We start from the raw sequence: 24,260 nt of genomic DNA, 5'->3' as shown, positions 1-24,260 counted from the left end.
CGCGGACCGCGGACCTGCTGAACGCCTAATTGATTAAGGGGCCTTTGATGGAGAGCCAAGAAAAACTCTTTGACTACCTCAAGCGGGCATCGGCCGAGCTCCAGGAGACGCGTAAGCGCCTGCGGAAGATGGAGGCGGCTGAGCAGGAGCCGTTGGCGGTGGTGGGGATGGGTTGTCGGTTGCCGGGTGGGGTGGGGAGTCCGGAGGGTTTGTGGGATGTGGTGGTGGGTGGGGTGGATGCGGTGTCGGGGTTTCCGGAGGATCGGGGTTGGGGTGTGGGTGTGGGTGTGGGTGGTGGGGGTTATGCGCGTCGGGGTGGGTTTGTGGTGGGGCGGCGGAGTTTGATGCGGGGTTTTTTGGGATTAGTCCGCGTGAGGCGTTGGCGATGGATCCTCAGCAGCGGTTGTTGTTGGAGGTTTCGTGGGAGGCGTTGGAGCGGGCTGGGGTGGATCCGGGTGGGTTGCGGGGTTCGCGGGCGGGTGTGTTTGTGGGGGCGTCGTCGTCGGGGTATGGGGTGGGGTTGGTTGGTGGGGTGGGGGGTTCTGAGGGTTATGTGTTGACGGGTAATGCGGGGAGTGTGATTTCGGGGCGGGTGGCGTATGCGTTGGGTTTGGAGGGTCCGGCGGTGACGGTGGATACGGCGTGTTCGTCGTCGTTGGTGGCGTTGCATTTGGCGTGTGGGGCGTTGCGGGCGGGGGAGTGTTCGTTGGCGTTGGTGGGTGGGGTGACGGTGATGGCGACGCCGGGGACGTTTGCGGAGTTTTCTCGGCAGGATGGGTTGGCGGCGGATGGGCGGTGTAAGGCGTTTTCGGCGGATGCGGATGGTACGGGGTGGGCTGAGGGTGTGGGTGTGTTGGTGGTGGAGCGGTTGTCGGAGGCGCGGCGTCGTGGTCATCGGGTGTTGGCGGTGGTGCGGGGTAGTGCGGTGAATCAGGACGGTGCGAGTAACGGCCTGACGGCGCCGAATGGTCCGTCGCAGCAGCGGGTGATTCGGGCGGCACTGGCCAACGCGCGGTTGTCGGCGGCGGATGTGGATGTGGTGGAGGCCCACGGTACGGGTACCAGGCTGGGTGATCCGATTGAGGCGCAGGCGCTGCTGGCCACCTATGGGCAGGATCGTGAGCCGGGTCGTCCGTTGTGGTTGGGGTCGGTGAAGTCGAATATCGGGCATACGCAGCAGGCGGCTGGTGTGACCGGTGTGATGAAGATGGTTTTGGCGTTGCGGCATGGGGTGATTCCGCGGACGTTGCATGCGGGGGTGCCGTCGCCGCATGTGGATTGGTCTGCGGGGGATGTGCGGTTGTTGGATGAGGCGGTGGCGTGGCCGGCGGGTGAGCGTCCGCGTCGGGCGGGTGTCTCTGCGTTCGGCATGAGCGGCACCAACGTGCACGTGATTGTGGAAGAAGCGCCTGCGGAGGTGGAGGAGGAGGCTCCCGTCGAGGAGCGTCCGGTGCCGGTGCTGTCGGGTGCGGCGGCGTCGGCCTGGCTGGTGTCGGGGCGGAGTGCTGAGGGTCTGGCGGCGCAGGCGGGCCGGCTGCGGGAGTTCGCACTGTCCCGTTCGGAGCTTGAACCGGCTGATGTGGCGTGGTCGTTGGTGACGACGCGGGCGACGTTCGAGCACCGTGCCGTGGTGACCGGCGCCGACCGTGAGGGTCTGGCCGCCGGGCTGGCGGCGGTGGCCACCGGCCAGCCGTCCGCCGGTGTGGTCTCCGGCGCGGTCCGCCCCGGCGGCCTGGGCCGTACGGCGTTCGTGTTTCCTGGCCAGGGCAGTCAGTGGCTGGGGATGGGGCGTGAACTGCGCGCCTCCTCACCGGTGTTCGCGGCGCGACTGGAGGAGTGTGCCCAGGCACTGGCCCCGTACGTGGACTGGTCGCTCGATGATGTCCTTGCGGGGGCGGAGGGTGCGCCTGCGTTGGAGGCCGCGGATGTGGTGCAGCCTGCGTTGTGGGCGGTGATGGTGTCGCTGGCCGCGGTCTGGCAGGCCGCCGGTGTCACCCCTGACGCCGTGATCGGCCATTCGCAGGGCGAGATCGCCGCCGCCTGCGTCGCCGGGATTCTGTCCCTGGAGGACGCGGCCCGGGTCGTGGCCCTGCGCTCCAAGGCGTTGAAGCCGCTGGCCGGCCACGGTGGCATGCTGTCCGTAGCCGAACCCGCCAGCCGGGTACGGGAACGGCTCGCCACCTGGAGCGACCGCGTATCGATAGCGGCGGTCAACGGCCCGTCGGCGACCGTCGTTTCCGGCGAACCGCAGGCACTGGAGGAATTGGCGGCTGCCTGCGAGGCCGACGGCGTCCGCGCCCGCCTCATCCCGGTGGACTACGCCTCGCACAGTGCCCAGGTCGACGCCCTGAAGCAGGAGATCCTGGCCGCGCTGGAGGGCATCACGCCGTCCGAGGCTCGTATCCCGATGATCTCGTCGATGAGCGGCGAGATGCTGGCCGGCCCTGAGGTGGACCCGGAGTACTGGTACGCCAGTCTGCGCGCCACAGTCGAGTTCGACCATGCGGTCCGCACCCTGGCCGACACCGGTCACCGTGCATTCATCGAGGTCTCCCCGCACCCGGTCCTGACGGCCGCGATCACCGACACCATCGAGGACGCCGGCATCACCTCCGCCCCGTTGATCACGGGGACGCTCCGTCGCGACGACGGCGGTGCCGACCGTCTGCTGGCCTCCCTGGCCGAGGCGCACGTCCATGGCGCCCCCGTGGACTGGACGACCGTCCTGGAGCCGCAGCCTGGCCAGAACCAGCACCGGATCGATCTGCCCACCTACGCCTTCCAGCACGAGCGCTACTGGCTCCAGCCCGCAGCGCCGGGCGCATCCACGGCGGGTGGCGAGGGCGCCGGGAGCGAGGCGGAGGCCAAGTTCTGGGCCGCGGTGGAGGCCGGGCGGCTGCGGGAGTTGGCGGACACGCTTGCCGTTGACGACGAGCGACTGGCCGAGCTGCTGCCGGCCCTGGCGTCGTGGCGTCGCCGGGAGCGGGACGACTCCGCGGTGGCGGACTGGCGCTACGGCATTTCGTGGGTACCGGTGAGCGAGCCCGCGACGGCGGTGCTGTCCGGCACCTGGCTGCTCGCCGTCCCCGCCGGACAGGCCGACTCCGAGCCGGTGCAGGGATGCGTACGGGCGCTGACCGCCCGCGGGGCCGAGGCGGCCGTCATCGAGGTTGCCGCGGACGAACTGGATCGCGCGGCCCTGGCCGAGCGGCTGACCTGCGCAGTGACCGAGGACGTCCGACTCTCCGGTGTGCTGTCCCTGCTGGCGCTGGACGAGGCGCCGACGGCGGAGGCCCCGGCGGTGAGCCGCGGTCTGGCGGGGACGCTGGGCCTGGTCCAGGCGCTGGGCGATGCGGACCTCGCCGCCCCGCTGTGGGTGCTCACCCAGGGTGCGGTGGCGACGGCCGAGGCCGAGGTGCTCACCAGCCCTGTTCAGGCGCAGGCATGGGGTCTGGGCCGGGTCGTCGGTCTGGAACACCCGGAGCGCTGGGGCGGGTTGATCGATCTTCCGCAGGACTGGGACGAGCGCATCGCCGCCCGCCTCTGCGCGGTGCTGGCCGACGGCGCCGAAGACCAGGTAGCGGTGCGCGGCACAGGCGTCCTGGCGCGTCGGCTCGTCCACGCCGCCCGGCCGTCGGACCAGCGCGAGCAGTGGACGCCGGCCGGCACCGTGCTGATCACCGGTGGCACGGGCGCGATCGGCGGGCACGTGGGCCGCTGGCTGGCCGGGCGCGGCGCCGAGCGCGTCGTGCTCACCAGCCGCTCCGGCCCGGCCGCGCCGGATGTTGCGACACTGGCCGCAGAGCTGGCAGCGGCCGGTACCCAGGTGGACGTGGTGGCCTGCGATATAGCCCAACGCGCTGACGTGGCCGGGCTGTTGGAGCGTATTGCCGAGGGCGGGCCGTCGCTGACCGGTGTGGTGCACGCGGCAGGTGTCGGCCATGGTGGCGCGGTGGCGGACACGACGGTGGCCGGACTGGCCACGGCAGTGGAGGCCAAGACCGCGGGTGCGGTGTGGCTGGACGAGCTGACCACAGCCATGGGCCTGGAGCTGGAGGCGTTCGTCCTGTTCTCCTCCGGTGCCGCGATCTGGGGCAGCGGTCTGCTGTCCGGGTACGCGGCTGGCAATGCGTTCCTGGACGCGCTGGCGGAGAACCGACGGGCTCGTGGGCTGGCTGCGACGTCGGTTGCCTGGGGTCTGTGGGGCGGCGGCGGAATGGTCGGCGGCGAGGCCGGCGAGCAGCTGCGGCGTTACGGGATGCGGGTGATCGAACCGGAGCTCGGCATCCGGGCGCTGGCCCAGGCAGTGGACGGCGGTGATACGACGGTCACGGTTGCGGACGTTGACTGGGAGCGGTTCGCTCCCACCTTCACTCTCCGCCGCCCGAGCCGCCTCATCGCCTCCGTCCCCGAGGCCCAGCAGGCACTGACGTCCGGCACCGAAGCGGGTGACGGCCCGTCGGCTGCGGGCGCGGACACCGCACTGGGACAGCAGCTCGCCGGCCTGTCCCGGTCCGAGCAGGACCGACTGCTGACCGAACTGGTGCGTGGCGAGGCCGCCGCCGTACTGGGCCACGCCTCCATCGAGGCAGTCGAACCGGCCCGCGCCTTCCAGGAGTTGGGCTTCGACTCGCTGACCGCGGTCGAGCTGCGCAACCGGCTCAACGCCGCCACCGGACTGCAACTCCCCTCCACCCTGGTCTTCGACTACCCCAGCGCCCTCACGATGGCCGAATTCCTGCGGGACGGGCTGCTGGGCGTCCAGGGCGGTACCGCCGCGCCGGTGGTGACGGCGGCCGCGTACGGCGAGCCCATCGCGGTCGTGGGCATGGGCTGCCGCTTCCCCGGCGGAGTGGAGAGCCCCGAACAGCTCTGGGACCTGCTGGCCGCGGGCACGGACGCGGTGTCCGAATTCCCGCGGGACCGCGGCTGGGAGACGGCGGACGGCACCGGGACCACCGGCACCTCGTACGCCCGCGTCGGCGGGTTCATCTATGACGCGCCGGAGTTCGACGCGGGCTTCTTCGGGATCAGCCCGCGTGAGGCGCTGGCGATGGATCCGCAGCAGCGGATGCTGCTGGAGGTGTCCTGGGAGGCCCTGGAGCGTGCCGGCATCGATCCCTCGTCGGTGCGCGGCTCGCAGACCGGAGTCTTCGCCGGTGCGACGTACTCGGGCTACGGCATGAGCCTCGTCGGCGGTGCCAGTGGCTCCGAGGGCTATCTGCTGACCGGCAGTCTCACCGCGGTGATCTCCGGCCGGGTCGCGTACTCGCTCGGCCTGGAAGGCCCGGCCGTGACGGTGGACACCGCCTGCTCGTCCTCGCTGGTCGCCCTCCACCAGGCATGCCAGTCGCTGCGCGCCGGAGAGTGCACCATGGCCCTGGCCGGCGGCGTCGCAGTGATGGCGACTGCCGGAGCCTTCTCCGAGTTCTCCGAACAGCAGGGCATGGCAGCGGACGGTCGCTGCAAGGCGTTCTCGGCGGATGCGGACGGCATCGGCTGGGGCGAGGGCGCCGGTGTCGTCGTCCTGGAGCGTCTGTCGGACGCGCGGCGCAACGGCCACCAGGTGCTCGCCGTCGTCCCCGGCAGCGCCATGAACCAGGATGGCGCCTCCAACGGTCTGACGGCGCCCAACGGCCCGTCCCAGCAGCGGGTGATCCGCGCCGCACTGGCCAACGCACAGCTGTCCACCGGCGATGTCGATGTCGTCGAGGCCCACGGCACCGGTACCAAACTGGGTGACCCGATCGAGGCTCAGGCACTGCTGGCGACGTACGGCCAGGACCGGGACGCGGAGCGGCCGCTGTGGCTCGGCTCGGTGAAGTCCAACATCGGTCATCCGCAGACGGCCGCCGGGGTCGCCGGCGTCATCAAGATGGTGCTCGCGCTCCAACACGGCCTTCTGCCGAAGACCCTCTACGCGGATGAGCCGTCGCCGCATGTGGACTGGTCGGCGGGTGAGGTGCGGCTGCTGACCGAGGCCCAGCCGTGGCAGGCAGGCGAGCGCCCGCGGCGGGCGGGCGTGTCGGCGTTCGGCGTGAGCGGCACCAATGTGCACCTCATCGTCGAGGAGGCGCCTGAGGCTCTGGAGGTGGAGGCTTCCGCCGAGGAGCGTCCGGTGCCGGTGCCTGTGCGGGTGCTTTCGGGTGCCGGTGCCTCGGCGTGGTTGGTGTCGGGTCGGTCGGCGGAGAGTCTGGCGGCGCAGGCGGGCCGGCTGCGGGAGTTCGCGTTGTCCCGTCCTGAGCTTGAACCGGCTGATGTGGCGTGGTCGTTGGTGACGACGCGGGCGATGTTCGAGCAGCGGGCTGTGGTGACGGGTGCGGACCGTGAGGGTCTGGCTGCCGGGCTGGCGGCGGTGGCCACCGGTCAGCCGGCTGCGGGTGTGGTGACGGGCGTCGCCGCGCCTGGCGGTGTGGGCCGTACGGTGTTCGTCTTCCCTGGTCAGGGCAGTCAGTGGCTGGGGATGGGGCGTGAACTGCGCGCTGTCTCGCCGGTGTTCGCGGCCAGGTTGGAGGAGTGCGGGCAGGCTCTGGCTCCGTATGTGGACTGGTCGTTGGATGACGTTCTGGCGGGGGCGGAGGGTGCGCCGGAGCTGGTGGCGGCGGATGTGGTGCAGCCTGCGTTGTGGGCGGTGATGGTTTCCCTGGCCGCCGTCTGGCAGGCGGCTGGTGTCGTGCCGGATGCGGTGGTCGGTCACTCGCAGGGTGAGATCGCCGCCGCCTGCGTCGCCGGGATCCTGTCCCTGGAGGACGCGGCCCGGGTCGTGGCCCTGCGTTCCAAGGCGTTGAAGGCGCTTGCCGGCCGGGGCGGGATGCTCTCGGTCGCCGAGCCCGCCGACCGGGTGCGGGGCCGACTCGCTCCCTGGGGCGAACGGATCTCGATCGCGGCGGTCAACGGCCCCTCGGCGACCGTCGTTTCCGGCGAGCCGCAGGCTCTGGAGGAGCTGGCGGCTGCCTGTGAGGTCGACGGCGTCCGTGCCCGCCTCATCCCGGTGGATTACGCCTCGCACAGTGCCCAGGTTGATGCCCTGGAGCAGGAGATCCTGGCCGCGCTGGAAGGCATCACGCCGTCCGAGGCCCGGATCCCGATGATCTCGTCGATGAGCGGCGAGATGCTGGCCGGCCCGGAGATGGATGCGGCGTACTGGTATGCCAGTCTGCGTGCCACGGTCGAGTTCGACCGGGCGATCCGCGCGCTGGCCGACACCGGTCACCGTTGCTTCATCGAGGCTTCCCCCCACCCTGTCCTGACGGCCGCGATCACCGACACGCTTGAGGACGCTGGTGTGTCTGTGTCCGCCTCGCTGATCACGGGGACTCTCCGGCGCGATGACGGTGGTGCGGAGCGTCTGCTGGCCTCTCTGGCCGAGGCGCACGTTCATGGCGCCCCCGTGGACTGGACGACCATCCTGGAGTCGCAGCCCGGCCGGAACCACCACCGGATCGACCTGCCCACCTACGCCTTCCAACGCCAGCGCTACTGGCCCGAGGCGGTCGAGCCGAAGGCCGCTGCTGGTGGGACGGGTGCCGAGGCCGAGTTCTGGGACGCGGTCGAGGCCGGCAACCTGGGCGAACTTGCGCAGACGCTGGAGGTTGACGACGAGCGACTGGCCGAGCTGCTGCCGGCGCTGGCGTCGTGGCGTCGCCGCCAGCGGGATGACTCGGCCGTCGCGGACTGGCGCTACGGCATCTCGTGGATCCCGGTGACCGACTCCGGTTCGACGATCCTCTCGGGTACCTGGCTGGTGGTGGTCCCCGTGGGGCACGCTGACGCGCCGCTGACGCGCGGATGCCTGCAGGCGCTGGCCGACCGTGGTGCCGAGGTTGTCATTGCCGAGATCGGTGGGGACGAGGTGGAGCGTGCGGTGCTTGCCGCCCGCATCACCACGTTGCTCCCCGAGGGCGCGCAGCTGGCGGGTGTGGTGTCGCTGCTGGCGCTGGATGAGACGCCACTGGCGGAGTCCTCGCTGGTGAGTCGAGGTCTGGTGGGGACGTTGGCGCTGGTGCAGGCGTTGGGTGAGGTGGCTGTTGCGGCTCCGTTGTGGGTGGTGACGCAGGGTGCGGTGGTGACGGCCGAGGCCGAGGTGCTCACCAGCCCTGTTCAGGCGCAGGTGTGGGGTCTGGGTCGGGTGGTTGGTCTTGAGCACCCGGATCGTTGGGGTGGGTTGGTCGATCTGCCGTCGGTATGGGATGAGCGGGTGGCCGGCCGTTTCTGTGCGGTGCTGGCTGACGGCGCGGAGGACCAGGTGGCGCTGCGTCCGGCCGGCGTCCTGGCCCGCCGACTGGTCCGCAACACCCGTCCGTCGGGCCGCCACGGGCAGTGGACACCGCGCGACACGGTCCTGATCACCGGTGGTACGGGCTCGGTCGGTCGGTGCGTCGCCTCGTGGGTGGCCGAGCAGGGTGCCGAGCGGGTGGTGCTGACCAGCCGCTCCGGCCCGGCCGCCGCAGAGGTGGCGGTGCTGGCCGCGGAGCTGGCCGGTGCGGGCAGCCAGGTGGACATCGTCGCCTGTGACCTGGTGCAACGCGCCGAGGTCGCCGGGCTGCTGGACCGCATCGCCGCGGACGGTGCGCCACTGCGCGCGGTGCTGCACGCTGCCAACGCCGGCCGTCAAGTCACCCTCGATGGCACGGACGTGGAGGATCTGGCGGTGGCGCTGGGTGCGAAGGGTGCCGGTGCGGTGTGGCTGGACGAGTTGACGGCTGGCCTGGATCTGGATGCGTTTGTGTTGTTCTCGTCGATTGCGGCGACGTGGGGCAGTAATGAGCATGGTGCGTATGCGGCGGGTAATGCCTTCCTGGATGCCTTGGCGGAGGTTCGTCGTGGGCGTGGGTTGGTGGCGTCGTCGGTTGCGTGGGGTGTGTGGGATACGCGTGACTGGGACGCGGTGAATGCGGTGGTGGAGCACGGGCCGGGGAGTGTGACGCCGGCGCGGTTGTTGCGTCAGGGGATGAATTTCCTTGATCCGGCGCGGGCGTTGGCTGTGTTGGGTCAGGTCGTTGCGGATGGTGAGTCGTTCCTGGCGGTGGCGGATGTGGATTGGGGGCGGTTTGCTCCGGTGTTCGGTGCGGCTCGTCCGCGGCCGTTGCTGGAGCGGATTGCTGAGGCTCACCCGGAGCGGGCGGCGGCACAGTCTGCTGGTTCGACACCCACTGACGGAGCGGCCGGAGAACTCGTTCAGCGACTCTCGGGCAAGGCCCCGGCCGAGCGTGAGCGGCTGGTGACCGAGTTGGTGCGGACGCATGCGGCGGCGGTGTTGGGTCATGGTTCGGTGGCGGAGGTGCCGGCCGGTCGGGCGTTCCGGGACATGGGTTTCGATTCGTTGACCGCGGTGGAGTTGCGTCGGCGTCTGAATGCGGCGACGGGTTTGCAGTTGCCGTCCACGGTGGTGTTCGACTACCCGTCTCCGGCGGCGCTGGCCCGGCAGATCGTCGGGGAAGTGCTGGGCGTCACGGAGGCGGAGACGGAGACGGAGGCGGCAGGGCACGCGGCGTCCGCATCGGTGCCGACGGGCGATCTGGCCGAACCGATCGCCATTGTTGGCATGGGGTGCCGCTTCCCAGGCGGGGTGGACAGCCCCGAGCGACTGTGGGAGCTGCTGGCCGGCGGCGGCGATGCGATTTCCGGCTTTCCGACGGACCGGGGCTGGGACGTGGATGGCCTGTTCGACCCGGACCCGGACAACCCCGGCACGTCTTATGTCCAGCAGGGTGGCTTCCTGCACGCGGCGGCCGAGTTCGATCCGCGGTTCTTCGGCATCAGCCCGCGGGAGGCACTCGCCATGGATCCGCAGCAGCGGCTGCTGCTGGAGGTGTCCTGGGAGGCGGTGGAGCGTGCCGGTATCGACCCGGAAACCCTGCGCGGCTCCCTGACCGGAGTGTTCGCGGGCGCAGCGCCGTCGGGTTACGGGGCCGGCCTGGCCAACCGCGACAGTGAGTCCGAGGGCTACCTGATCACCGGAAACACCGGCAGTGTGATCTCCGGACGTGTCGCGTACGCCTTCGGCCTGGAGGGCCCGGCCGTGACGATCGACACCGCGTGTTCATCGTCGCTGGTGGCGCTGCACCAGGCATGCCAGGCACTGCGGGCGGGGGAGTGCACCATGGCCCTGGCCGGCGGTGTCATGGTGGTCGCGGACCCCACGGAGTTTGTGAGCTTCTCGCGCCAGCGGGTACTGGCCTCGGACGGGCGCTGCAAGGCGTTCTCGGCCGACGCCGACGGCATGGGCATCGCCGAGGGCGCCGGTGTGGTGCTGGTGGAACGGCTCTCGGACGCACGACGCCACGGCCACCAGGTGCTGGCCGTCATTCGGGGTAGCGCGATCAACCAGGACGGTGCCTCCAACGGGCTGACCGCGCCCAACGGCCCGTCTCAGCAGCGCGTCATCCAGGCAGCACTGGCCAACGCCCGGCTGTCGACCGCCGATGTGGATGTCATCGAGGCCCACGGCACCGGTACGGAACTGGGCGACCCGATCGAGGCCCAGGCACTACTGGCGACCTATGGCCAGGGCCGGGACGCCGACCGACCGGTGTGGCTGGGCTCGCTCAAGTCCAACATCGGCCACACCCAGCAGGCGGCCGGTATCGCCGGGGTGATGAAGATGGTGTTGGCGCTTCGGCATGGTGTGTTGCCGCGGACGTTGCATGTGGAGGAGCCGTCGCCGCATGTGGACTGGTCGGCGGGTGCGGTGCGGTTGTTGGACGAGCCGGTGGCTTGGGCGGCGGGTGAGCGTCCGCGGCGGGCGGGTGTGTCGGCGTTCGGGATCAGCGGCACCAACGCACATGTGATCGTCGAGGAGGCCCCCGCTACGGCGGTCGCCGCCGCCGAGGGAGAGCTGGCGCCCGTCGATGCCGACCAGTCGTCGGAGCCGGTGTTGTCGGGTGCGGGGGTGGTGCCGTGGCTGGTGTCGGGTCGCTCGGCCGAGGGGTTGGCGGCGCAGGCGGGTCGGCTGAGGGAATTCGCCCTCGCCCGTCCGGAGCTTGAACCGGTGGATGTTGCTTGGTCGTTGGCGGCGTCGCGGTCGGTGTTTGAGCATCGGGCTGTGGTGTTGGGTGCGGGGTGTGAGGGAGTTTGGTGTGGGGTGGGGTGCGGTGGCGGTGGGGCGTTCGGCGGCTGGGGTTGTCAGTGGTGGGGTGGGTGTGGGTGGTTCGGTGCGGGTGGGGTTTGTGTTTGCGGGTCAGGGTGTGCAGCGGGTGGGGATGGGGCGTGAGTTGTATGAGGTGAGTGGGGTGTTTGCTCGGGTGTTTGATGAGGTGTGTGGGGTGTTGGAGGGGGAGTTGGGGTTGCCGGTGGGGGATGTGGTGTTGGGGCGTGTTGAGGGTGCGGAGGAGTTGGTGGTGCGGACGGTGTTTGCGCAGGCGGGGTTGTTTGCGGTGGAGGTGGGGTTGGTGGCGTTGTTGGGTGCGTGTGGGGTGGTGCCGGATGGGGTGGTGGGGCATTCGGTGGGGGAGTTTGCGGCGGCGTATGTGGCGGGGGGTGTTGTCGTTGGAGGATGCGTGTCGGTTGGTGGCGGTGCGGGCGCGGTTGATGGAGGGGTTGGCGGAGGGTGGTGCGATGGCGGCGGTTGCGGTTGGTGAGGTGGAGATGCGTGAGTTTTTGGTGGGGGTTGTTGGGGTGGAGGTTGCGGCGGTGAATGGTCCGGAGTCGGTGGTGGTGTCGGGTGAGGTGGGTGCGGTGGAGCGGGTGGTGCGGGAGTGGGCTGAGCGGGGTCGGCGTGTGCGGCGGTTGAGGGTGAGTCATGCGTTTCATTCGGCGTTGGTGGAGCCGGTGTTGGGGGAGTTGGATCGTGTTGCGTCGGGGGTGGTTCATGGTGTGCCTGAGGTGTTGTGGGCGTGTGGGGTGACGGGTGAGTTGGTGGAGGAGTCGGGTTCGGGGTATTGGGCGGTGCAGGCGCGTGAGGCGGTGCGGTTTGCGGATGCGGTGGGGACGTTGGTGGAGCAGGGTGTGTCGGTGTTTATTGAGATTGGTCCGGATGGGACGTTGTCGGGGATGGGTTCGGCCGCGTTGGCTGACAGCGCGGCTGGTGCGGGCGCGGTGTTTGTGCCGATGTTGCGCAAGGGTGTGCCGGCTGGGGAGTCGGTGCTGACGGCGTTGGCTCAGGCGCATGTGCGGGGGGCTGTGGTGGACTGGCCGGCGGTGCTGGGGCGGGGGCAGCGGGTGGAACTGCCGACGTATGCGTTCCAACGCCAGCGGTACTGGCCTGAATTGGAGGCGCAGTCGGTCGTCCCGGCGGCGAAGGACGTGGTCGGCAGTGAGGCCGATGCGGAGTTCTGGGCCGCTGTGGAGGGCGGTGACCTGCAAGAGCTGGCGGGCACGTTGGCGATTGATGGTGAGCGTCCGTTCAGTGAGGTGTTGCCGGCGTTGGCGTCGTGGCGGCGTCGTCAGCAGGATGATGCGGTGGTGGCGGACTGGCGCTACGGCATTTCCTGGGTGCCGGTTGCCGAGCCTGTTTCGGCGGTGTTGTCGGGGACGTGGCTGGTGGTGGCGCCGGCCGGGCAGGTGGATGCGGTCCTGGTGCAGGGTTGTGTGCAGGCCCTGACCGACCGGGGCGCCCAGGTGGTCATGGCTGAGGTTGCCGCGGACGAGGTGGACCGGGCCGCACTGGCAAAGCGGATCAGCGGCGTCCTGACCGGCGAGCACCCACAACTGGCCGGGGTCGTCTCGCTGTTGGCGTTGGATGACGAGGACGCGCTCGCGGAGTTCCCTGCGGTGAACCGCGGTGTGGCTGCGACGTTGGGCCTGGTCCAGGCGCTGGGTGATGTGGAGGTTGCCGCACCGCTATGGGTGCTGACCCAGGGGGCGGTGGCCACCGGCCCGGGCGAGGAGCTCGCCAGCCTGGCTCAGGCGCAGATCTGGGGTCTGGGTCGGGTTGTGGGTCTTGAGCATCCCGAGCGGTGGGGCGGGCTGATCGACGTGCCCGCGACCTGGGACGACCGCACCGCAGCCCGGCTCTGCGCACTGCTTGCCGGTAGTACGGACGAGGACCAGGTCGCCCTGCGCGGTGCCGGAATCATGGGGCGTCGTCTGGTGCGCGCCCCGCGTCCGACGGGTGGCGGTGAGCAGTGGCAGCCGCGGGGCACGGTGCTGATCACCGGTGGTACGGGTGCGATCGGTGGGAACACGGCGCGCTGGTTGGCTGGTCGTGGGGCTCCGCGGCTGGTGTTGACCAGTCGTTCCGGGTCGGCTGCGGCGGGCGTGGCGGAGTTGGTCGCCGAACTGGCAGCCACCGGCAGCCATGTAGAGGTCATCGCCTGCGACATGGCGCTGCGCGATGAGGTCGCCGGGTTGCTGGACCGGATCGCCTCAGGCGGGCCCGCGTTGACCGGAGTTGTGCACAGCGCGGGTCTGGGCGAAGCCATCCCGCTGGCGGACTTCTCGCTCGCGGACCTGGAGCGGGTGTCGGCAGTCAAGACCGCCGGTGCACGCTGGCTGGACGAGCTGACCACGGCCAAGGGTGTGGACCTGGAGGCGTTCGTGCTGTTCTCGTCGATCGCGGCGACCTGGGGCAGCGGTCTGCAGCCGGGCTATGCGGCGGCCAACGCGTTCCTCGACGCGCTGGCGGAGCGCCGCCGGGCCCGCGGACTGGCCGCGACCTCGGTTGCCTGGGGTCTGTGGGGCGGCGCAGGCATGGGCGCCGGCGAGGCAAGTGTGCAGTTGCAGCGGCACGGCCTGCGGGTCATGGACCCCCGACTGGGGATCCAGGCGCTGGCGCAGGCGGTGGACAGCCGCGAGACGGTGGTCGCGGTCGCGGATGTGGACTGGGAGCGGTTCGCCCCCACCTTCACCCTCCGCCGCCCGAGCCCGCTGCTCGACGCCCTGCCCGAGGTCCAGCAGGCCCTCGCCCCGGTTGTCGCAGCAGCTGACGGCCCGTCGGCGTCGGTCGAGGACACCGCCCTGGGGCAGCGGCTGGCCGGCCTGTCCCGGACCGAGCAGGACCAGTTGCTGACCGATCTGGTCCGGACGGAGGCGGCCGCGGTGCTGGGCTATTCCGGTATCGACGCGGTCGAGCCGGAGCGGGCGTTCAAGGAGTTGGGCTTTGACTCGCTGACCGCGGTCGAACTCCGCAACCGACTCAATGCCGCGACCGGACGCCAACTCCCCGCCACGCTCATATTCGACTACCCCAACCCCACTGCGGTCGCTGACTACTTGTGGGCCGAGGAGTTCCAGAACGAGGAAACCCATATTCCTCTCATCGATGAGCTTGATAAGCTCGAAGCCGCGCTCGCGGAGGACACTCCGGATGACGAAACGCGCGAACTGGTCGCCACTCGCCTGACGGCATTCCTCGCCAAGTGGCGTGGTAGTGACGCGCAGTCAACGAGTGAAAATGTCGCGCAGAAGATCGAGTCCGCGACGGATGACGAGATGTTCGAGTTCATTCACAAGGAGCTCGGCAGGTCTTGAGCAGAGCAGGGTGACTGCGGAAATTTCCTGAGATCCCTCTGAGATCCCAAGTAAGTGAGGTTCCGGTGGCGACCGAAGATACGCTGCGCGACTATCTGAAGTGGACGACAACCAATCTGGCCGAGGCTCGGCAACGCGTGCGTGAGCTGGAAGAACGCAGCCATGAGCCGTTGGCGGTGGTGGGGATGGGTTGTCGGTTGCCGGGTGGGGTGGGGAGTCCGGAGGGTTTGTGGGATGTGGTGGTGGGTGGGGTGGATGCGGTGTCGGGGTTTCCGGAGGATCGGGGTTGGGGTGTGGGTGTGGGTGGTGGGGGTTATGCGCGTCGGGGTGGGTTTGTGGTGGGGGCGGCGGAGTTTGATGCGGGGTTTTTTGGGATTAGTCCGCGTGAGGCGTTGGCGATGGATCCTCAGCAGCGGTTGTTGTTGGAGGTTTCGTGGGAGGCGTTGGAGCGGGCTGGGGTGGATCCGGGTGGGTTGCGGGGTTCGCGGGCGGGTGTGTTTGTGGGGGCGTCGTCGTCGGGGTATGGGGTGGGGTTGGTTGGTGGGGGGGGGGGGGTTCTGAGGGTTATGTGTTGACGGGTAATGCGGGGAGTGTGATTTCGGGGCGGGTGGCGTATGCGTTGGGTTTGGAGGGTCCGGCGGTGACGGTGGATACGGCGTGTTCGTCGTCGTTGGTGGCGTTGCATTTGGCGTGTGGGGCGTTGCGGGCGGGGGAGTGTTCGTTGGCGTTGGTGGGTGGGGGGGTGACGGTGATGGCGACGCCGGGGACGTTTGCGGAGTTTTCTCGGCAGGATGGGTTGGCGGCGGATGGGCGGTGTAAGGCGTTTTCGGCGGATGCGGATGGTACGGGGTGGGCTGAGGGTGTGGGTGTGTTGGTGGTGGAGCGGTTGTCGGAGGCGCGGCGTCGTGGTCATCGGGTGTTGGCGGTGGTGCGGGGTAGTGCGGTGAATCAGGATGGTGCGAGTAACGGCCTGACGGCGCCGAATGGTCCGTCGCAGCAGCGGGTGATTCGGGCGGCACTGGCCAACGCGCGGTTGTCGGCGGCGGATGTGGATGTGGTGGAGGCCCACGGTACGGGTACCAGGCTGGGTGATCCGATTGAGGCGCAGGCGCTGCTGGCCACCTATGGGCAGGATCGTGAGCCGGGTCGTCCGTTGTGGTTGGGGTCGGTGAAGTCGAATATCGGGCATACGCAGCAGGCGGCTGGTGTGACCGGTGTGATGAAGATGGTTTTGGCGTTGCGGCATGGGGTGATTCCGCGGACGTTGCATGCGGGGGTGCCGTCGCCGCATGTGGATTGGTCTGCGGGTGAGGTGCGGTTGTTGGATGAGGCGGTGGCGTGGCCGGCGGGTGAGCGTCCGCGTCGGGCGGGTGTCTCCGCGTTCGGCATGAGCGGCACCAATGCGCATGTCATCGTCGAGGAAGCACCATCTGCCGACGAGGACGCAGCCGCCACGGATACGGATGGAGGAGCCGAGGGCACCGCCGCCCAGGCCGCCGGGACTGCCGGGACTGCCGAGGAGCGGATCAGTCCGGTACTGCCGGTACTGTCCGACGCCGGTGTGTCGGCCTGGCTGGTGTCGGGGCGGAGCGCTGAGGGCCTGGCGGCGCAGGCGGGCCGGCTGCGGGAGTTCGCACTGTCCCGTCCGGAGCTTGAACCGGCTGATGTGGCGTGGTCGTTGGCGACGACGCGGGCGACGTTCGAGCACCGTGCCGTGGTGACCGGCGCCGACCGTGAGGGTCTGGCCGCCGGGCTGGCGGCGGTGGCCACCGGCCAGCCGTCCGCCGGTGTGGTCTCCGGCGCGGTCCGCCCCGGCGGCCTGGGCCGCAGCGTCTTCGTCTTCCCGGGCCAGGGCAGCCAATGGGCGGGAATGGGACGGGAGTTGGCGCACCGCTCGCCCGTCTTCGCGGCCCGCCTCGCCGAATGCGGGCAGGCTCTGGCCCCCTATGTGGACTGGAACCTGGACGATGTCCTGGCCGGTGCCGACGGTGCGCCCGCGCTGGAGACGGCGGATGTGGTGCAGCCTGCGCTGTGGGCGGTGATGGTTTCCCTGGCCGCCGTCTGGCAGGCCGCCGGTGTCACCCCTGACGCCGTGATCGGCCATTCGCAGGGTGAGATTGCCGCTGCCTGTGTGGCCGGGATTCTGTCCCTGGAGGATGCGGCCCGGGTCGTGGCCCTGCGTTCCAAGGCGTTGAAGCCGCTGGCCGGCCACGGTGGCATGCTGTCCGTGGCCGAACCCGCCGGCCGGGTACGGGAACGGCTCGCCGCCTGGAGTGACCGCGTATCGATAGCGGCGGTCAATGGCCCGTCGGCGACCGTCGTTTCCGGTGAACCGCAGGCTCTGGAGGAGCTGGCGGCTGCCTGTGAGGCCGACGGCGTCCGCGCCCGCCTCATTCCGGTGGACTACGCCTCGCACAGTGCCCAGGTCGACGCCCTGAAGCAGGAGATCCTGGCCGCGCTGGAGGGCATCGCGCCGTCCGAGGCCCGTATCCCGATGATCTCGTCGATGAGCGGCGAGACGCTGGCCGGCCCGGAGATGGGCCCGGAGTACTGGTACGCCAGTCTGCGCGCCACAGTCGAGTTCGATCGGGCCGTACGCACCTTGGCCGAGGCCGGACACCGTGCGTTCATCGAGGTCTCCCCGCACCCGGTCCTGACGGCCGCGATCACCGACACCATCGAGGACGCCGATGCGACGGCCTCGCTCATCACCGGCACCCTCCGCCGGGACGACGGCGGCTCCGCCCGCCTCCTTTCCTCCCTCTCAGAGGCCCATGTCCATGGCATCGCCGTGGACTGGACGGCGGTGCTGCCACGCGCGCAGTGGGTCGACCTGCCCACCTACGCCTTCCAGCACGAGCGCTACTGGCCGCAGCCCGTGCCGCCGGGCACGAGCACCGCGGAGGGGACGGGCGCGCCGGACGCGGCCGAGGCCGAGTTCTGGGCGGCGGTCGAGGACGGCAAGCTGCGGGAGTTGGCGGACACGCTTGCCGTTGACGACGAGCGACTGGCCGAGCTGCTGCCGGCCCTGGCGTCATGGCGCCGCCGCCGGCACGACGAGTCCGCGGTGGCGGACTGGCGCTACGGGATTACGTGGGTGCCGGTGAGCGAGCCCGCGGCGGCGGTGCTGTCCGGCACCTGGCTGCTCGCCGTCCCCGCCGGACAGACCGACTCCGAGCCGGCGCGGGGTTGCATAGCGGCCATGAGCGACCGGGGCGCCGAGGTCGTCCTCATCGAGGTGGCCGCCGGAGAGGCGTCCCACGCCGGTTTCGGAACGGCGCTGGCCGACCGGATCACCGCGGCTCTCCCCGCTGGCGTCCGGCTCACCGGAGTGGTGTCCCTGCTGGCGCTGGACGAGACGCCGCTCGCGGACGCCCCGGCGGTGAACCAGGGCCTGGCCGCGACGCTCGCACTCGTCCAGGCACTGGACGGCCTCGACGTAGTCGCCCCGCTCTGGGCACTCACTCAGGGAGCGGTGGCGACCAGCGAGGCCGAGGTGCTCACCAGCCCCGTGCAGGCGCAGACATGGGGACTGGGGCGGGTCGTCGGACTCGAACTTCCGGACCGTTGGGGCGGGTTGATCGACCTGCCGCCGACGTGGGACGACCGTACCGCCACCCGCCTGTGCGCGCTGCTGGCCGGCGGTGCTGACGAAGACCAGCTCGCCCTGCGCCCGAGCGGGGTCCAGGCGCGTCGGCTGGTCCATGCCTCGCTGCCCGCCGAGAGCCCTGCACCGTGGAACCCGCGCGGCACCGTGCTGATCACCGGCGGTACGGGTGCGATCGGCGGGCAGGTCGGCCGGTGGCTGGCCGGGCGTGGCGCCGAACGCGTCGTACTGACCAGCCGCTCCGGCCCGGCCGCGGCGGGCGTCGCGACGCTGGCCGCCGAGCTCGCGGCGGCCGGGACCCAGGTGGACGTGACGGCCTGCGATATCGCCCAACTCGCCCACGTGGACGCTCTGTTGCAGCGCATCACAGGGGGTGGCGCGCCGCTGACCGGTGTGGTGCACGCGGCCGGCATCGGACACGGCGGTCCCGTCACCGCCACCACGGTCGCCGAGCTGTCCGCGGCGATGGAGGCCAAGACGGCCGGCGCGCGCTGGCTGGACGAACTGACCACGGCCAGGGGCCTGGAGCTGGAGGCGTTCGTCCTGTTCTCCTCCGGCGCCGCGACCTGGGGCAGCGGTCTGCTGTCGGGCTATGCGGCCGGCAACGCCTACCTCGACGCACTGGCGGAGAACCGGCGCGCCCGTGGACTGGCCGCGACCTCGGTTGCCTGGGGTCTGTGGGGCGGCGGCGGAATGGTCGGCGGCCAGGCCGGGGAAGGGCTGCGCCGACTGGGCATGCGGGAGATCGAACCGGAGCTCGGCATCCGGGCGCTGGCCCAGGCAGTGGACGGCGGCGATGCCACGATCACGGTGGCGGATGTGGACTGGGAGCGCTTCGCCCCCACCTTCACCCTCCGCCGCCCGAGCCCCCTGATCGCCTCCCTTCCCGAGGTACAACAGCTCCGCGCCACCGACACCGCGCCGGCGGACGACTCGGAGCCGCTGAGCGAGCTGGGACGGCGCCTCGCCGGCCTGTCCCGTCCGGAGCAGGACCGAGTGCTCACCGGCCTGGTCCGCGCCGAGGCCGCCGCCGTACTGGGCCACGCCTCCGCAGACCTCGTTGAACCCGAACGCGCCTTCCGGGAGCTGGGCTTCGACTCGTTGACCGCAGTCGAGCTGCGCAACCGGCTCAACGCAGCCACCGGACTGCAACTCCCCTCCACCCTGGTCTTCGACTACCCCAGCGCCGCAGTGCTCGCCGACTATCTGCGTTCCCAACTGCTCGGCGCCGAGGCCGAAACCGCCACACCGGTGGTGACGGCGGCCGCGTACGGCGAGCCCATCGCGGTCGTGGGCATGGGCTGCCGGTTCCCCGGCGGCGTGGAAAGCCCCGAACAGCTCTGGGACCTGCTGGCCGCGGGCACGGACGCGGTGTCCGAATTCCCCCGCGACCGCGGCTGGGACTCCATGGCCGACGAGGGCACCTCGTACGCTCAGGTGGGCGGATTCATCTACGACGCGGGCGAGTTCGACGCGGACTTCTTCGGGATCAGCCCGCGGGAAGCGCTGGCGATGGATCCGCAGCAGCGGATGCTGCTGGAGGTGTCCTGGGAGGCCCTGGAGCGTGCCGGCATCGATCCCTCGTCGGTGCGCGGCTCGCAGACCGGAGTCTTCGCCGGTGCGACGTACTCGGGGTATGCGATGGGCCTGACCGGCGGTTCGACCGGGGCGGAGGGTTATCTGCTGACCGGCAGTCTCACCGCGGTGATCTCCGGCCGGGTCGCGTACTCGCTCGGCCTGGAAGGCCCGGCCGTGACGGTGGACACCGCCTGCTCGTCCTCGCTGGTCGCCCTCCACCAGGCATGCCAGTCGCTGCGCGCCGGAGAGTGCACCATGGCCCTGGCCGGCGGCGTCGCTGTGATGGCGACGCCGGGCGGCTACGTGGAGTTCTCGCGGCAGCAGGGGATGGCCGCCAACGGTCGCTGCAAGCCGTTCTCGGCCGACGCGGACGGCATCGGCTGGGGTGAGGGTGCCGGCATGGTCGTCCTGGAGCGCATGTCGGACGCGCGGCGCAACGGCCACCAGGTACTCGCGGTCATCCCTGGCAGCGCCATGAACCAGGACGGTGCCTCCAACGGTCTGACGGCGCCCAACGGCCCGTCCCAACAGCGCGTCATCCAGGCCGCACTGGCCAACGCACAGCTCTCGACGAGCGACGTGGACGTGGTCGAGGCGCACGGGACCGGCACGACGCTGGGTGACCCGATCGAGGCTCAGGCACTGCTGGCGACGTACGGCCAGGACCGGCCGGAGGAGCGGCCGCTGTGGTTGGGCTCGGTGAAGTCCAACATCGGCCATCCGCAGACGGCCGCGGGCGTCGCCGGCGTCATCAAGATGGTGCTCGCGCTCCAACACGGCCTTCTGCCGAAGACTCTCTACGCGGATGAGCCGTCGCCGCATGTGGACTGGTCGGCGGGTGAGGTGCGGTTGCTGACCGAGGCCCGGCCGTGGCAGGCAGGCGAGCGCCCGCGGCGGGCGGGTGTGTCGGCGTTCGGCGTGAGCGGCACCAATGTGCATCTGATCGTCGAGGAGGCGCCTGCGGTTGAGGAGGCGGCGGTCCCTGAGAGGCAGCTGCCTGTTCTTTCGGGTGCCGGTGCCTCGGCGTGGCTGGTGTCGGGTCGGAGCGCTGAGGGCCTGGCGGCGCAGGCGGGCCGGCTGCGGGAGTTCGCATTGTCCCGTCCGGAGCTTGAACCGGCCGATGTGGCGTGGTCGTTGGCGACGACGCGGGCGACGTTCGAGCAGCGTGCCGTGGTGACGGGTGCGGACCGTGAGGGTCTGGCTGCCGGGCTGGCGGCGGTGGCCACCGGTCAGCCGGCTGCGGGTGTGGTGACGGGCGTCGCCGCGCCTGGCGGTGTGGGCCGAGTGGCGTTCGTCTTCCCTGGTCAGGGCAGTCAGTGGCTGGGGATGGGGCGTGAACTGCGCGCTTCCTCACCGGTGTTCGCGGCCAGGTTGGAGGAGTGCGGGCGTGCCCTGGCTCCGTATGTGGACTGGTCGTTGGATGAGGTGTTGGACGGGGCGGAGGGTGCGCCTGCGTTGGAGACGGCGGATGTGGTGCAGCCTGCGCTGTGGGCGGTGATGGTGTCGCTGGCCGCTGTCTGGCAGGCCGCCGGTGTCACCCCCGACGCCGTGGTCGGTCACTCGCAGGGTGAGATTGCCGCTGCCTGTGTGGCCGGGGTGCTGTCGCTGGACGACGCCGCTCGTGTGGTGGCGCTGCGTTCCAAGGCGTTGAAGGCGCTGGCGGGTCGTGGCGGGATGCTGTCGGTGGCCGAGCCCGCCGACCGGGTGCGGGGCCGACTCGCTCCCTGGGGTGAGCGGATCTCGATCGCGGCGGTCAACGGCCCGGCGGCGACCGTCGTTTCCGGCGAGCCGCAGGCTCTGGAGGAGATGGCGGCTGCCTGTGAGGTCGACGGCGTCCGTGCCCGCCTCATCCCGGTGGATTACGCCTCGCACAGTGCCCAGGTCGATGCCCTGGAGCAGGAGATCCTGGCTGCGCTGGAGGGCGTCACGCCGTCCGAGGCCCGTATCCCGATGATCTCGTCGATGAGCGGCGAGATGCTGGCCGGCCCGGAGATGGATGCGGCGTACTGGTACGCCAGTCTGCGCGCCACGGTCGAGTTCGACCGGGCGATCCGCGCGCTGGCCGACACCGGTCACCGTTGCTTCATCGAGGCTTCCCCCCACCCTGTCCTGACGGCCGCGATCACCGACACGCTTGAGGACGCTGGTGTGTCTGTGTCCGCCTCGCTGATCACAGGCACTCTCCGGCGCGATGACGGTGGCGCGGAGCGTCTGCTGGCTTCCCTGGCCGAGGCGCACGTTCATGGCGCCCCCGTGGACTGGACGACCATCCTGGAGTCGCAGCCCGGCCGGAACCACCACCGGATCGACCTGCCCACCTACGCCTTCCAACGCCAGCGCTACTGGCCCGAGGCGTCGAAGGCGTTCGGTGCGTCTGGTGCGCCCGATGCGTCCGCCGTTTCCCACGGTGCGGCGGACAGCGCGGGCGAGGCGGAGTTCTGGAACGCGGTCGAGGACGGCAATCTGCGGGAGATCACCGAGACGCTGGCCGTCGACGAGCGGCAGCCGCTGAGCGAGCTGCTGCCGGCCCTGGCGTCGTGGCGCCGCCGTCGGCAGGACGATGCGGCCGTCGCCGACTGGCGCTATCGGGTCTCCTGGACGCCGGTGACGAAGCTGGGAGCGGCGGCGCTGTCCGGCACCTGGCTGCTCGTTGTCCCGGCCGGGCACAGGGACGGGGAGTTGGCGAAGGGCTGTGCGCAGGCGCTGGCCGACGGCGGTGCCCAGGTCGTCACGGTGGACGTTGAGGCCCAGGGCGCGGACGCGTGGGACCGGCGAACGCTGGCCGACCGGATCACCCGGGCCATGGACACGGCGCCCGCCGGCGACCGTGCGGCCGGTGTGGTGTCGCTGCTGGCTCTGGACGAGGCTCCGGTGGCGGGCGCCTCGACGGTGACCAACGGTGTGGCCGGCACGCTGGTGCTCGTCCAGGCACTGGGCGACGCGGACGTCTCCGCTCCGCTGTGGGTGGTTACGCGGGGTGCGGTGGCGACCGGTGCGGCCGAGGGGCTGAGCAGCCCGGTCCAGGCAGAGGTCTGGGGTCTGGGCCGGGTTGTGGGGCTGGAACACCCGGAGCGCTGGGGCGGGTTGATCGATCTGCCACCGGTGTGGGACGAGCGCACCGCAACCCGTTTCGGCGCGCTGCTGACCGACGGCCGCGAGGACCAGGTCGCGCTGCGTGGCGCCGGCGTCATGGCGCGACGGCTGGTACGGGCGGTTCCTCGCCGCGGCCAGGACGAACGGTGGGTGCCGCGCGGCACGGTGCTGGTCACCGGCGGCACCGGCCAGGTCGGCCCGTACCTCGCGCGGTGGCTGGCCGAGCGGGGCGCCGAACGCGTGGTGCTGACCAGCCGCTCCGGTCCGGGCGCGGCGTCAGCGGCGACACTGGCCGCGTTGGCCGAGGCCGGAACCGCGGTCAGCATGGTGGCCTGCGACCTGGCGCAACGTGCCGAGGTCGCCGGGATGCTGGACCGGATCGCCGCGGACGGCCCGCCGCTGCGCGCCGTGCTGCACGCCGCCAACGCCGGCCGCCAGGTCTCCCTCGACGGCACGGACCTCGACGACCTGACCGTGGCGCTCGGGGCCAAGGCAGCCGGCGCGGTGTGGCTGGACGAGCTGACCGCCGATCTGGAGCTGGACGCGTTCGTCCTGTTCTCGTCGATCGCGGCGACGTGGGGCAGTGGCGAGCACGCTGCCTATGCGGCGGGGAACGCGTTCCTGGATGCGCTGGCTGTGCACCGCCGCGGCCGCGGACTGCCTGCCACGTCGGTTGCCTGGGGTGTCTGGGACACCCGTGACTGGGACGCGGTGAACGCCCTGGTGGAGCACCGGCCGGGGAGCGTGACTCCGGCGCGGCTGCTGCGGCAGGGGATGCACTTCCTGGAGCCGGGACGGGCATTGACCGCGCTGGAGCAGGTGCTGCTCGACGACGAGACGTTCCTGGCCGTCGCCGACGTGGACTGGGCCAAGTTCGCCCCGGTGTTCAACGCCATGCGGTCCTGGCCCCTGCTGGACCAGATTCCGGAGGGCCGACCGCAGCAGACCGCCGTGCCGGCGGGCACGCCGGCCCCCGAGCCGTCGGAAGGGTTGGCCGCACGGCTGGCCGGTATGACGCCCGGCGAACGGGCCCGGGCCGTCACCGATCTCGTCTGCACGCATGCCGCCGCCGTGCTCGGACACACCCTGCATGGGGCGGTTCCGGCAGGCCGGGCGTTCCGGGAGATGGGCTTCGACTCGCTGACCGCGGTGGAACTCCGCAACCGGCTCAATTCCGCGACCGGACTCCAACTGCCCGCCACCGTCGTCTTCGACTATCCGACCCCCGCCGCAATGGCCGAATTCCTCATGGCGGGAATCTCCGACCAGCAAACAGACCATCCCCAAGACCATTTCCGAGACCACTCCCGAGACCGTCTTCCGGTCATGGAAGAAATCGAAAGGCTGGGCACCATCCTGTCGTCGGAACGCCACGACGACGCAATGCGACGCAGGATCGCTGCCCGGCTGGAAGTGCTCACGCAGGAGTTCCGTAACACCCCTGCGCAGGATGAGTCCTTCGACCGCGAGCTAGCCGCGGCAGAGGACGACGACGAGATGTTCAACCTCATCGAAGACGAGTTGAACACTCCCGATTTTGACTGACAACAGACGTGCACGGCATGGCCAGAGG

The 24,260-nt window shown here is 70.7% G+C and carries 2 protein-coding genes and 1 pseudogene; all 3 read left to right on the top strand.

What is annotated here, in order from left to right:
• The first annotated feature begins 47 nt into the window (after window positions 1–47).
• Window positions 48–14,409 (top strand): annotated as a pseudogene (locus ACRAS8_RS09425) (type I polyketide synthase).
• A gap of 65 nt (window positions 14,410–14,474) precedes the next feature.
• Window positions 14,475–14,984: a beta-ketoacyl synthase N-terminal-like domain-containing protein gene (locus tag ACRAS8_RS09420; protein WP_438485491.1), complete on the top strand. Its 510-nt coding sequence runs from the start codon at window positions 14,475–14,477 to the stop codon at window positions 14,982–14,984.
• Window positions 14,978–24,232, top strand: a complete 9,255-nt coding sequence (locus ACRAS8_RS09415) for a type I polyketide synthase (protein WP_438485490.1) — start codon at window positions 14,978–14,980, stop codon at window positions 24,230–24,232. Before ACRAS8_RS09420 ends, ACRAS8_RS09415 begins: the two co-directional genes overlap by 7 nt.
• Window positions 24,233–24,260: the final 28 nt, after the last annotated feature.

The organism is Streptomyces sp. S186 (genome assembly GCF_051603415.1).
Taxonomy (GTDB): domain Bacteria; phylum Actinomycetota; class Actinomycetes; order Streptomycetales; family Streptomycetaceae; genus Streptomyces.
Note: the sequence above shows the minus strand (reverse complement) of the source record. Positions and strands in the feature narration are given on the sequence as shown.